This window comes from Acinetobacter lwoffii, assembly GCF_049367455.1.
Lineage (GTDB): Bacteria > Pseudomonadota > Gammaproteobacteria > Pseudomonadales > Moraxellaceae > Acinetobacter > Acinetobacter lwoffii_W.
The window spans coordinates 2254597-2266999 of sequence record NZ_JBMPXW010000001.1; the positions used below are offsets into that span (position 1 = coordinate 2254597).

At 42.6% G+C, this 12403-nt stretch carries 10 protein-coding genes and 2 pseudogenes; 8 read left to right on the plus strand and 4 right to left on the minus strand.

The window, feature by feature from the left end; all coding sequences use genetic code 11:
- Positions 1-84 precede the first annotated feature (84 nt).
- Positions 85-1302, plus strand: a complete 1218-nt coding sequence (locus ACO1B7_RS10750; protein ID WP_423090186.1) for a multidrug effflux MFS transporter — start codon at positions 85-87, stop codon at positions 1300-1302.
- Between the two features lie 76 nt (positions 1303-1378).
- Here the strand turns inward: ACO1B7_RS10750 and ACO1B7_RS10755 are convergent, their stop codons facing one another.
- On the minus strand, positions 1379-2086 hold the full coding sequence (locus ACO1B7_RS10755) for a nitroreductase (protein ID WP_423090187.1): 708 nt from the start codon (positions 2084-2086) through the stop codon (positions 1379-1381).
- Positions 2087-2988: 902 nt separating this feature from the next.
- Between ACO1B7_RS10755 and gltS the strand changes: the two genes are divergently transcribed.
- Both gltS and ACO1B7_RS10765 read left to right on the plus strand, forming a co-directional pair.
- A complete protein-coding gene (gene gltS, locus ACO1B7_RS10760) occupies positions 2989-4227 on the plus strand; it encodes a sodium/glutamate symporter (protein ID WP_004280690.1) in 1239 nt (412 codons plus the stop codon).
- A gap of 45 nt (positions 4228-4272) precedes the next feature.
- Entirely contained in the window at positions 4273-5748 is a 1476-nt protein-coding gene (locus tag ACO1B7_RS10765) for an alanine/glycine:cation symporter family protein (protein WP_423090188.1), read from the plus strand.
- Between the two features lie 55 nt (positions 5749-5803).
- Here ACO1B7_RS10765 and ACO1B7_RS10770 read toward each other — a convergent pair.
- From ACO1B7_RS10770 to chrA, 3 genes and pseudogenes are all read right to left on the minus strand, one after another.
- Positions 5804-5932, minus strand: a pseudogene (locus ACO1B7_RS10770) (chromate efflux transporter); the annotation flags it as partial.
- 22 nt (positions 5933-5954) lie between these two features.
- The gene (locus ACO1B7_RS10775; protein ID WP_004679438.1) at positions 5955-6818 is read right to left on the minus strand and encodes an IS982 family transposase; all 864 of its coding nucleotides are present in this window, start codon (positions 6816-6818) and stop codon (positions 5955-5957) included.
- An 83-nt stretch (positions 6819-6901) separates the two neighbouring features.
- Positions 6902-7996, minus strand: a pseudogene (chrA, locus tag ACO1B7_RS10780) (chromate efflux transporter); the annotation flags it as partial.
- 123 nt (positions 7997-8119) lie between these two features.
- On the opposite strand from chrA, the gene ACO1B7_RS10785 reads away from it, so the two are divergent.
- The 5 genes from ACO1B7_RS10785 to ACO1B7_RS10805 all read left to right on the plus strand — a co-directional run bounded on the left by ACO1B7_RS10785 (position 8120) and on the right by ACO1B7_RS10805 (position 12387).
- On the plus strand, positions 8120-9124 hold the full coding sequence (locus tag ACO1B7_RS10785; protein ID WP_423090189.1) for a patatin-like phospholipase family protein: 1005 nt from the start codon (positions 8120-8122) through the stop codon (positions 9122-9124).
- A gap of 347 nt (positions 9125-9471) precedes the next feature.
- Complete coding sequence (locus ACO1B7_RS10790; RefSeq protein WP_004731959.1) at positions 9472-9648, plus strand: hypothetical protein; 177 nt, start codon at positions 9472-9474, stop codon at positions 9646-9648.
- A 287-nt stretch (positions 9649-9935) separates the two neighbouring features.
- Positions 9936-10457 (plus strand): acyl-CoA thioesterase, encoded by a 522-nt coding sequence (locus ACO1B7_RS10795; protein WP_004280680.1) that lies wholly within the window; start codon positions 9936-9938, stop codon positions 10455-10457.
- A 150-nt stretch (positions 10458-10607) separates the two neighbouring features.
- Positions 10608-11171: a TetR/AcrR family transcriptional regulator gene (locus ACO1B7_RS10800; protein WP_253174384.1), complete on the plus strand. Its 564-nt coding sequence runs from the start codon at positions 10608-10610 to the stop codon at positions 11169-11171.
- A 40-nt stretch (positions 11172-11211) separates the two neighbouring features.
- Positions 11212-12387 (plus strand): MFS transporter, encoded by a 1176-nt coding sequence (locus ACO1B7_RS10805; RefSeq protein ID WP_253174385.1) that lies wholly within the window; start codon positions 11212-11214, stop codon positions 12385-12387.
- Positions 12388-12403: the final 16 nt, after the last annotated feature.

A 12403-nucleotide genomic window follows, 5' to 3' on the forward strand; every position in this document is an offset into this window, starting at 1 on the left:
TAGTATATTTATAAATCTTCATTTCAGGCTAAATCATACTATGCACTGTGTTAATTTGTCTGCATATTAGCGCTTTAAATCTTCATGCTTATGACATCGAATAAAATAGTACAACAACCTTATGCCATGTCCTGGATTATTTTGCTGGCAACACTGAGTGCACTCGGGCCTTTATCCATTGATATGTATCTTTCGGCCTTGCCGGCCATGGCAGCAGATTTTGGTGTCAGCACCCAGATGGTTTCCAATAGCTTGCCGGCTTATTTCTTCGGTCTGGCGATCGGGCAACTGATTTATGGTCCGATCAGTGACCGGATTGGGCGTAAACCGCCACTGTATTTTGGGCTGTGTTTATACATTGTGGCAAGTTTGCTGTGTGTCTTTGCGCAGGATGAATGGAGTCTGATCGCTGCACGGATTCTGCAAGCCTTAGGTGGCTGTGTCGGGGTGGTCATGGCACGTGCTGCAATTCGTGATCGCCTGGATATGCATTCAGCAGCTCAGGCCTTTGCCAGCATGATGATTGTGACTGCGATTGCACCAATCATCGCTCCGAGTCTGGGGGCCTGGGTATTGATGTTTTATGAATGGAATGTGATCTTCTTGGTGCTGATGGGCTGCGGTCTGTTGAGTCTGGCCTGTGTACATTTTCTATTTAAAGAAACCCTGGAGCCAGAACGTCGTCTCAAGCTGAACTTTCAGCAGGTATTAAGTTTGTACCGTACTATTTTTCAGGATCCAAGCTTTCGACGCCCGCTCTATGCTGGCTGTTTTTCCGGTGCAGTGATGTTCTGTTATATCAGTGCTTCTTCTACCATTCTGATGGATCGTTATCAGCTGACTGAGCAGCAGTTTGCTTATGCCTTTGGTGCCAATGCCTTCGGGATCATGCTGTTTTCGACCTTGAATAAACGTCTGGCTGGGCCATTCTCGATATTACAGCGCTTGAAAATCGGCACCTGTCTGCAGTTTGCCGGTGTATTAGGGTTAATCTTGCTGGGCTGTCTGGACGTCGATTCTGTGTTCTGGGTATTGTTAGGCATGTTTATTGTGGTGGCATCTATCGGGTTTACTGGTCCGAATGCCATGGCTTTAGCAATGGCTGAACAGGGCGAGCGGGCAGGAACTGCAAGTGCCATTATGGGCAGTATGCAATTTGTCTGTGGTTTATTGGGCGGTATATTACTGAATTTTCTGATCTGGCATGCTTTACTGAATATGGCATTGATCATGCTGGTTTTTATAGGGATTTCCGCTTGGGCGATCTTTAAAATCAACATGCCCAGCCTAAAAAATGCATAGATGCTGGCTGCCTCTCAGATAATAAAAATACTGGTCTGGACAGAGGGCTAAGCAAGTTGGCTTAGCCCTGCTTGCATCACTCATCGATAAACACGGCAAATTCTTCTACGGGAACGCGCGGGGTAATAAAGCTGTTAATAATTTGCTCTGGGTCGGCATAACCCAGTGCCATACCGCAGACCAGCTCTTCATCATCGGGTGCGCCGACCAGATCAAGCACGATCGGGTGAAAGTGATTCCAGGCTGCCTGTGGGCAGGTGTCCAGACCACGGGCTTTTGCGGCTAGCATGACATTCTGGATCATCATGGAAATATCCATTTTGGACCCAATCGCCAAAGACCGATGTACAGTAAAAAATAAGCCGACAGGGGCATCAAATAATTCAAAATTACGCAGCTGCTGACGCGCCATTTTTTCCTTTTCGCCTTTTTGAATATTCAGCAAGCCATATAAACCCCAGCCATTTTCACGACGACGTTCAATAAATGGCGAGATCCATTGTTCAGGATAGTAGGCAAAGGTTTCCTGATACTGCTGCGACAATTCAGGATTTGTATAGATTTGCATTTGTGCCTGACAGACACGTTGCACAAGTTCATCGCGCTTTTTACCTGTTACCACATATACCTTCCAGGGTTGGGTATTGGTTCCTGAGGGTGCGCGGCTGGCAACCGTCAAAATCTCTTTTAAGGTGTCTGTACTAACGGGGGTATTTAAAAAAGCACGCACTGAATGGCGAGAAGTGATGGTGTGATCTACAGCATGAACAAGATTTTGATCCATTATGGGGTCCAGTCGAATATCCTTATTGAGTTTGCAATGACTATAAACTAAACAAACAGAACGGGGGATAGGAAAATTTAATTCTTCGCCAGCTGAAAAAACAATTTATCAGCAAAATGACTTGAATAATGAAATTTCGCATTCTTTTAGCTGAGCATAAATCGCCTAAGTGATAGCAATGGATTTAGTCATAAAGTTGGTCTTTGATTTAAAAAATGGCTTAAAAACCAAGTGATTGAACCATTCAACAATAACAATTTCACACAGAGAACTGGTTTATTTTGACTGAAAATCAAGATAATTTAATTTCAAGATCCCTGTTTCATTTTGTGTCGAGTAAAAGATTAATATTTTTTTTGAATTAAAATATAGATTAATCTTCATATAAAAATGAGAATTTATAATTATTTTTTATAGGTAAATTAACTATTGCTAATAAAAAGAAATAAAACCTGATACGAAGAAACAGCATAATGTACGACTTTTCATCTTAATTCATGCATTTCGTGATTAAGATCTGTTTTAAATAACGCGATTCCAGATGGCTTGAATGAAGTCTTTAGGTTGAAAGCACTCATCAAGCACTGAATGTTTTTTTTGAGCTTAAAACACAGTTTTTTTACCAGCATGCGCATCTGTTTGAAAATTGTCTGCAATTTTACAACAGACTGAGTATCGGAATAGAAAAGGTGTTGCTTTTATAAATCTCTCATTTGTTGAATATGATCGTGATGATGATATTCATAAGTTTGAAAGAGATGATAAATCGGTTTGTTTTTCTAAAGGTGATAGATCAAATCAGGATATTTCCAGATGAACATCTAATGAGCGAGCTAGAAATCTAGCGCACTCCATCACTTTTAGAAAAATAAAAAATTCAAAATCATCTTGGGCAAAAAATTATGGATTTTACTTTTAACGCATTTTATACCTTGATTGCCGCAGTCATTGTTTTGTTACTCGGCCGATTCCTGGTTAATAAAATCGATTTTTTAAAGCGCTACAATATTCCTGAGCCGGTTGCAGGCGGTTTGGTTGCTGCGATTATCTCATTACTGGTGCATTCACTGTGGGGATACAGCATCACCACCAGTTCAGAGCTACAAACCAGTTTTATGCTGATCTTCTTTGCCTCGATCGGTCTGAGTGCCAACTTTTCCAAGTTGCGTGAAGGCGGTGTCGGTCTGGTAATTTTCCTGTTTGCTATATCGATTTTTATTGTTTTGCAAAATGCAGTCGGTATGAGTCTGGCAACACTGCTTGGTATTGACCCACTGATTGGCCTGATTGCAGGTTCAGTTACCTTAACCGGCGGTCATGGTACTGCGGGTGCATGGGGGGAGATTTTTGAAGTTGAACATGGCATTCAGGGTGCTTTGGCACTGGGTATGGCCAGTGCGACTTTCGGTCTGATCATCGGCGGGATCATTGGTGGACCTTTGGCCAAATTACTGATCAATCGTCATAACCTGGCTACTGCACGTACCGATCAGCAGATCGAAAAGCGTGACAATACACCAATGGATAGCACGACCAACGAATATGTACCGTTTGAATATCCGCATCAGGTGCGTTTAATTACCGCTGATAATGCAATCACGACCTTGGGCCTGTTCGCAGGTTGTTTGGCTTTTGCAGAGTTTATGACGGGTTTCAGTAAAGGTACTGCGTTTGAACTGCCAACATTTGTCTGGGCATTGGCGGGTGGTGTCATTCTGCGTAATGTACTGGAAGGTATTTTCAAAGTTCAGATTTTCGATCGCGCGATTGATGTGTTCGGTAATGCTTCATTGTCGCTGTACTTGGCGATGGCATTGTTATCATTGAAATTATGGCAATTAGCTGACCTTGCAGGACCACTCATGGTGATTCTGGGTGCGCAAACCATCACCATGGCTTTGTATGCAGCTTTCGTCACTTTCCGCATCATGGGCAAAAACTACGATGCTGCGGTACTTGCAGCAGGTCATTGTGGTTTCGGTATGGGCGCAACGCCAACAGCGGTTGCCAATATGCAGGCGATTACCAATATGTATGGTGCGTCGCATAAGGCCTTCCTGATTGTTCCATTATGTGGTGCGTTCTTCGTTGACTTAATCAATGCTACTGTTATTCAGATGATTTTGAAGTTTTTTGCATAATTTTTATGCCTGATACGATGAGTCATAGGCTCATAAGGATGTGACATGAATGATCAGTTAAATGAAACCTTACTCGGCTGGATTAATGCCCTGAATGGCCCTTTATGGGATTTTCTGGTGGTGTTTCTGGTCGCAGTCGGTATTTTCTACACGATCATGACGGGTGCAGTACAAATTCGTTTGTTCTGGCACAGCATGAAAGTCATGAAAAATAGCCGTGGCAAGGTTCAGGATACGCACGGCATTACCCCATTTCAGGCCTTTGTCACTGGACTGGCAAGCCGGGTCGGTGTGGGCAATGTCGCGGGTGTCGCCATTGCGATTGCGATTGGCGGGCCGGGCGCGGTGTTCTGGATGTGGATTACTGCATTTCTAGGTATGAGCTCTGCTTTGGTGGAATCCTCATTGGCGCAATTGTTTAAGGTGCGCGATCATAAAAACCAGCAATTCCGTGGTGGCCCCGCGTATTACATTACTCAGGGTCTAAAACAGAAATGGCTCGGGATTGTCTTTGCGATTGCATTGATCACGACTTATGGTTTTGTCTTCAATGCAGTTCAGGCCAATGCCATTACTGGAGCGACTTCTCATGCCTGGGGCTGGGATCAGGCGAATCTGATCTTGCCATTAGGCGGCCTGAATCTGGAAATTTCCTGGGTCGGATTGTTTCTGGTCTTGATGACTGCGGTGATCATTTTTGGCGGAATTAAACGGATTGCAAAAGTTGCTGAAAGCTTTGTACCGTTTATGGCTGTGCTTTATCTGGCGGTAGCTTTGTATATTGCAGTCATCAATTACGATCTGCTCCCATCCATCTTCCAGCTCATTTTCAGTAAAGCCTTTGAATTTGAAGCCGCCGCTGGTGGATTCTTTGGCGCCATGGTATCTATGGCGATGATGATGGGCATCAAGCGTGGTCTGTTCTCTAACGAGGCAGGGATGGGTTCGGCACCGAATGCTGCTGCAGCTTCCGATGTCAAACATCCGGTCAACCAGGGTCTGGTACAGATGCTCGGAGTATTTGTAGATACCTTTGTGGTGTGTTCATGTACCGCGATTATTATTCTGGTTTCGGGTCTGTATGAAAATGCAGGCTTTGAAGGCGTGACCTTGACCCAGATGGCGCTTGAAAGCCAGATTGGTGCCTGGGGCGATGACTTCCTGGCTTTGATTCTGTTCCTGTTTGCCTATTCCTCGATTATCGGTAACTATGCCTATGCCGAAGGAAACGTTCAGTTCATCAATAACAATAGCCGGGTGATGTTGATTTTCCGCTTATTTGTATTGGTGATGGTGTATTTCGGTTCCATAGCCAGTGTGCCGTTGATCTGGAATATGGCAGATCTGTTCATGGGTGTCATGGCAAGTATCAACTTGATTGCGATCCTGTTGCTGATGCCATTCCTGCTGATGCTACTCAAAGACTATACCGGTCAGCTGAAGCGTGGTGTGAAAGAACCTGAATTTAAACTGGATAACCATCCTAAATTTAAAGACAAGGTTAAATCAGATATCTGGTAAGACTTGAAGCAAAAAGCCCCGATCATTCGGGGCTTTTTTTGTGCCAAAGTTTTCTTTAGAAGAAATTTAAATAACTTTGATAAAGCACGAAGCCCAAAATCAGGCTGAACCAGACTGGTAATTTTGAGCGTAGCAGGGCAATCATCACCGCAACAAAGACCAGGTCGGACCCATAACTAAAATAACCTGAGTTCGATGAAATCCACTTAACCTTTTAGCATATTTTGGAAAGTTGGCTTATTGGGGTTCAAACAATAAGCCACTACAGCAGCCATGATATTCACCATGAAATTATTTACCGAACGATGACGTGAATGTTCAAGTTGATGTAAATTTTTTAATTGATCATTCACTGTTTCGATCAATCCTCTTCTGCAAAGTAATTGTTTTTCTTCTTCAGTTTGGATGGGTTTATTTTTCATATTCCGACGTGATGGGGTCAATATTTTCAGTCCTCTTGCTGCTAAAGCTTCGGCTTTTGCTTTGCTCAAATAGCCTTTGTCTCCGAGTAGGATCCCTTTTAATTCTTGAGTTAAAGATTCTAATATAGCAACATCATGAACATTTCCCGATGTCAGCTTGAGATTAATAATTTCACCTAAATTATTGATAACGAGATGTAATTTAAAACCATAAAACCAACCCGTACTACTTTTTCCACGACCGGCCAAGCCTTTAAATACACGATGCCTTTTAATCCGAAGATTATGGCAAACTACCAATTTAGTGGAGTCAATGATACTGATTCCCGTATCTTTTCCTTTCACCTGATGGAAGAAACTACTCAGAGCTTGCAAACAACGGGGCATGATTTCAATAAATCGGTTGTAGCTAAGCAGTTTAGGAAAAGCAGATTTCCAGAATGGAACGATCATTTGGCAATAAAAATATTTGAAGAATCTAAAACCGGATTGATGAAATAAAATGACAATGGTCATTGCTTCAGACAAGCTTAAAGCTGACTTTTTCAACCTGGTTTTTTGATTAGAAATTAAAGCTTTCTCTAAAGATTCATTAAATTTTTTGCAGAAATCATCCAAAATACAAAATAATTCGGTAATATGATCCATTGAGAAGCCTTGTTTTATAACATTTTGTCTTGAGAACCAATATGTTACAAAAACAGGGCTTTTTTTCTACTCTTTTTTTATATCGAACTCAGGTTAAAATAGCGTTGTGAAAGATCCAGCAATAAATACAGTAACAGTCCCACTACTGCAGCATTGATGCCCATCACCGCCTGATGAATATGGCGCTGCTGCATCAACCACGACCAGTAAGGCAAGGTGGCAAAGATCAAGAAAAATGAAGGTAAGAAGATTGCACAGGTCGCTAACAATGTATTCAGCCAGGCATAAGGCGTCCAAGGCAGCAAAGCACCAATATAACTGGCAAAACTGAATAAAGGTCCCGGCATTAGCTGGGCAAATGCATAGCCAAGATCAAAAGATTGGGCACTGACTAAACCGGTTGTGACAAAGTCCTGATATAGCAAAGGCAGAATCACATGACCACCACCAAATACCAATGAACCGGTTTGATAGAAATTGGAAAAAAATTGCAGCTCCGATTCACCCCATAATTTTCCAGCTAAGGGGAGCAGAACAAACGGCAAGATAAATGCCAGTAACCAATAGGGTGCAGCGGCAGATCGAATATACGGCGAGCTGATTGCCGTTTTGTTAATTTCTTTGGGTTTCGAATCTGATGAGGAAAAATGTCCAGCCATGAGTCCACAGATTGCGCCCAGCATAATCACCAGAATCTGATTAAAACTCACTGAAACCACCATCAACAATATGACAGAGAGGATTAAGACAGCATATTGCCAAGCTGATTTACAGAAGCTTCTCAGCATTTGCCAGAATGCCCAGGCGATTACAGAAAATACAATTAACTGGATGGTATGAAAGCTGTTTGAGTTTAAAATATGAAAATAGCTTTGACCCAAGAGCGCCACCAAGGTCATCAGAATCATTGAGGGCAGGGTAAAACCCAACCATGCGATCACGGCACCAGTATAGCCCCGTTGCAGATAACCGATCGACAGCCCCACCTGACTGCTGCTCGGCCCGGGTAAAAGTTGCGCCAAAGCGACCAGTTGACTGTACTGGGTGTCATTCAACCATTGCAGTTGGGTCACAAATTTTCGGTGAAAAAACACCAGATGCGCCGCTGGACCACCAAATGAAATGCAGCCCAGTTGCAGGAAAATCAGGAAAATCCGGTACAGTGAGATTGAAGGCATACAGTTATGGGAAAAATGAAGATAAAGTAGCTGAACTGTATGACAGTTTTACGAAATTCTACAGACTATTTATGCATGTGTTTATACACTATGCTGCTTTAGATTAATGAGGACATTCTCTGCATGCAGAAATATGTGTTGAGTATGGTGATACTGGGTACATTTGGCCTAAGTGCTTGCCAAACGACCCCAATGACAGCCCAAGCGGCGACTAGTCATCTACAACCTGCTGCACAACGCGGAGAAGCTCAGGCACGTCCGAATCAAATTGATTTTCAAAAGATCAAGCAAACCCAGCAACGTCCGGTAGTTGCTTTAGTTCTGGGCAGTGGCGGTGCGCGTGGCTATGCGCATATTGGTGCGTTGGAAGTACTGGAACAGGCGGGTATTCAACCAGATTTTATTGTCGGAACCAGTGCGGGCAGTATTGTGGGATCCATTTATGCAAGTGGCAAACCGGCGATTGAACTGCGCAATATTGCTCTCAACATGCGACCGAATGATGTCCGTGATATCAAGCTGGCCAGAAAAGGTTTTTTTGATGGCAAGAAAGTTGAGGACTATGTCAACTTGCAAGTCGATCAAACCCCGCTTGAAGCCATGAAAATCCCGATGTTTGTGGTAGCAACCGCGCTGAAAGAAGGCAAGAAAGTCGTCTTTAACCATGGCAATACCGGACAGGCGGTACGTGCTTCAGTCTCGATTCCGAGTATGTTCATTCCGACCATCATTCAAGGTAAAGAATATGTAGATGGTGGTCTGGTCAGTCCGGTGCCGGTTGATGTGGCACGTGAGCTAGGAGCCGATATTGTGATTGCGGTGGATATTCTGGCACAGCCCATTCACACGGAAACCACCAATGTCTGGGGACTGTTTAATCAGAACATTAATATTATGCAGCAACATCTGGCACATGAAGAATTAAAGCATGCAGATGTGGTGATTCAGCCGGACTTACGTGAAAAAGGCCATATCTTTGATGTCCGTGGCAGGGAACTTACCATGCAGGCTGGTGCCGAGGCGACCCAGTTAAAGTTGATGGAAATTTCACAAGCCTACCAAAAACATGATTATGCTCAAGGACATCGGATTCCACAGTTTGTGGTACATGAACATCAAGCTCAATAAATCTTTTTTTTGAATTTTCTGTTTATTCCTATATCGTAGGACTGCGGTATAAGGATATCCAATCAAGAGAATGAAAGATCATCGGCTATGACGCTTAACTGATTGTTATAAAAGATAAGATAATTGCCTATGTGTATCAGTCAATCAGAATTATCGCAAAAGATAAAATTAATTTTAAATATAACAAATTGAATTATAAGTATATTGTTTTAAATAATAAGCCTTATTCGTCCTAAATTAAAATTTTAATATTATTATTCGTATACTTAAGTTGATCAAATATTCAAAAGCATCTGTGTTCATGCCAGAATGCAGTTTGAAAAGATCACTACACAGATGTAGACATCATGATGCATATTAAAATTGGACAGCAGGTCAAACTGGCACAATTCGAACACTATATTTTTACAGTGACCGCGACCCATCAGGATGGTTCTTTTACCGTTGAAACGACCTTGGATGGTCAACAAATTTTAAGTTATCAGAACGTGGCGCAGGAAATGCTCAGGCCAGTGATGCTTTAAATCACACAGAGCCTTTTTATTTTCCTGAATTATTTTTGTTCAGAGCTTAAAACAGTGAAAAATTCTCAGTTGCTGTGTGATCAACCCCAGATAAATAAGTGTTGATTTATTGGCACTTAACTTTCTAACTGAGATTTTAAGCAATTAAATATATTTTTTTCTGTATGAATACATTTTCTATATCAATAATTGTGATGCTTCATTTGCCGAATTGAACATTTTATTCATGCTAAAAACGCTATAATAATAAACGATAACCTTGTCATTCAAAGAGTTCAAAGAAAACGATGGCCCCTTTAGATCAAATTGCAGCAGTGTCGGATGACCAGTCAGAGTTAACGATGTCAGTTCTCATGACGCCAGATATGGCAAATTTTTCAGGAAATGTTCATGGTGGAACCATTCTGAAATTATTGGATCAGGTGGCGTATGCGTGTGCAAGTCGCTATTCGGGTAGTTATGTCGTGACCTTATCTGTAGACAAGGTGAATTTTAAAGAGCCGATTCACGTCGGTGAACTGGTTACATTTCTGGCCAGTGTGAACCATGTTGGCCGTACCTCGATGGAAATCGGGATTCGGGTAGAAGCCCAGAATATTCAAAAGAGAACGGTACGTCATACCAATAGCTGTTATTTCACCATGGTCGCGGTGGATGAAAATGGTAAACCAAAACAGATTCCAGCTTTGAACCTAGACAATGACTGGAAACGTTGCCGTTTTGAAGCAGCAGAACAGCGTAAAGTCGCGCGTTTGCAAGAAAATCATCATCCTTCATGCAGCATTTATAAAAAGACTGCACAGAGTTAATTTAAATCGTGATTGAGAAAAGACCTTCCTCAGGAGGTCTTTTTTTTGATTCAATTTCAGTTTTTTGCTGGAGCTTTGCCATTTTTTACTCTAATATAAAACGATACGTATCGTTTCGATTTTTAAATATTAAAAGTTAAGTAGAAAAATATGAGCAGTGACGAAAAAAGTTCCCGGCGACAGCAGTGCATTTTACAGGCAGTCGCAGATGCGCTGGCAGAATGTGAATATCATCAGCTGACGATTGAAGATGTGGCGGCACGTGCCGGCGTAGGCAAGTCCACGATTTATCGATGGTGGAAACATAAATCGGAACTGGTGCTGGACACTTTCAAACAGCATACAGCTTCGGTATTTGAGCTGGATGCCTCTAAAAGCCTGAAAAGTAATCTTATTCAACAACTTGGTTCTTTATCTCAGGCACTGAATCATCCGGTGGGGCGGGCTTTGCTGGTGGTGATTGCCAATCACCGTGAACTGGCAGGTGAGTTCTTTCAGCAATATCTCTTGCCACGTCGGCAACAGACTCATCAACTGATTCAGCAAGCGATTGAACGGGGAGAAATCCGCGCGGATTATCCTTTTGATTTGATGCTGGATACCTTATACGGCCCGATTCATTACCAGATCATTTTTTTCAACCGGATTCCAGATGAACACTATATCCAGAATCTGGTCGAGTTGGCCTTGTATCCTGTCGCTATTCAAGCCTGAGTTTGTGCTATTTCCCTACAAATTTTAAAAGTTGGTGATTATGTCAGTTAGCGCTGAGCGGTTATGGAATCGCTCATTTATCTTGTGCTTATTCAATAATTTTTTCCTGTTCGTTTATTACTTTGCCTTACTGACCATCTTGCCGATTTACATCATGAAAGATCTGGGCGGTTCGGTAAAAGAAGCTGGGTTGGCGCTGACGCTATTTTTGGCCTCTTCGATTGCGATTCGGCCATTTTCCGGCATGATCATCGAAAAGCTCGGCAAGAAAATCTCGATGCGCGGCGCAGGTGTGATTTTTGCCTTATTTGCCTTTAGTTATTTGCTGGTAGATAGCATGTGGTCGCTGTTGCTGGTGCGTTTTTTACATGGCATCTGGTTCAGTATTTTGACCACGGTGGCAGTACCCGTCGCCAATGAATTTATTCCTGAACAGCGCAAAGGTGAGGGCATGGGTTATTTTGTCATGTCAACCAATCTGGGTGTGGTATTTGGGCCCTTGCTGGCATTGACCGTGATTCAGTTCACCAGCTTCAAGGTCTTATTTGGCATTCTTGCCGTTATTATTTCTTTGGGATTAATCTTTTGCTGGATGCTCAAAATCACAGAGTTACCAAAACCTGAAGCCATAAGCAAAGAGAAAACCAGCTTGAGCTTGCAGGATATTCTGGAAGTCAAAGTTCTGGCGGTAAGTTTCGTGGCTTTATTAACCGCTTTTGCCTACTCGGGCATCATGAGCTTTATTACTGCATTTAGTGAAACCAAGCAGCTTTTAGCCTATACCAGCGTATTCTTTATTGTCTTTGCAGCGTCCATGTTGCTGGTCAGACCTTGGGTTGGAAAGATTTATGACCGTAAGGGACCCAGTGCAGTTATTTATCCTTCATTTATTTTCTTTGCCATTGGTCTGGTGATTGTCAGCCTGATTTCCAATCAATGGATATTATGGTTGTCGGCGGTGTTTATTGGGATCGGTTATGGTTCACTATTCCCATGTTTGCAGACCTTGGCCATTCAGTCGGTCGACAAACAGCGTATGGGACATGCGATTTCAACCTTCTTTACCCTGTTTGATCTGGGTTTAGCGATCGGTTCCGTAGCCATGGGAATATTGATTGCCTATTGGGGCTTTGAAACCACCTATGTTTTGAGTGCTGTACTCGTCATTGTGACGATATTGGTTTATCGTCAGTATGTTGCCAAAAAGCAAAAATAAGCGCCCGGCAAGTTTG

Bases quoted from the DNA above. Each gene is read 5' to 3' on its own strand.
- ACO1B7_RS10750 (WP_423090186.1), top strand. From the start codon at position 85: ATGCTTATGACATCGAATAAAATAGTACAACAACCTTATGCCATGTCC.
- ACO1B7_RS10755 (WP_423090187.1), bottom strand. From the start codon at position 2,086: ATGGATCAAAATCTTGTTCATGCTGTAGATCACACCATCACTTCTCGC.
- gltS (WP_004280690.1), top strand. From the start codon at position 2,989: ATGGATTTTACTTTTAACGCATTTTATACCTTGATTGCCGCAGTCATT.
- ACO1B7_RS10765 (WP_423090188.1), top strand. From the start codon at position 4,273: ATGAATGATCAGTTAAATGAAACCTTACTCGGCTGGATTAATGCCCTG.
- ACO1B7_RS10775 (WP_004679438.1), bottom strand. From the start codon at position 6,818: ATGGATCATATTACCGAATTATTTTGTATTTTGGATGATTTCTGCAAA.
- ACO1B7_RS10785 (WP_423090189.1), top strand. From the start codon at position 8,120: ATGCAGAAATATGTGTTGAGTATGGTGATACTGGGTACATTTGGCCTA.
- ACO1B7_RS10790 (WP_004731959.1), top strand. From the start codon at position 9,472: ATGATGCATATTAAAATTGGACAGCAGGTCAAACTGGCACAATTCGAA.
- ACO1B7_RS10795 (WP_004280680.1), top strand. From the start codon at position 9,936: ATGGCCCCTTTAGATCAAATTGCAGCAGTGTCGGATGACCAGTCAGAG.
- ACO1B7_RS10800 (WP_253174384.1), top strand. From the start codon at position 10,608: ATGAGCAGTGACGAAAAAAGTTCCCGGCGACAGCAGTGCATTTTACAG.
- ACO1B7_RS10805 (WP_253174385.1), top strand. From the start codon at position 11,212: ATGTCAGTTAGCGCTGAGCGGTTATGGAATCGCTCATTTATCTTGTGC.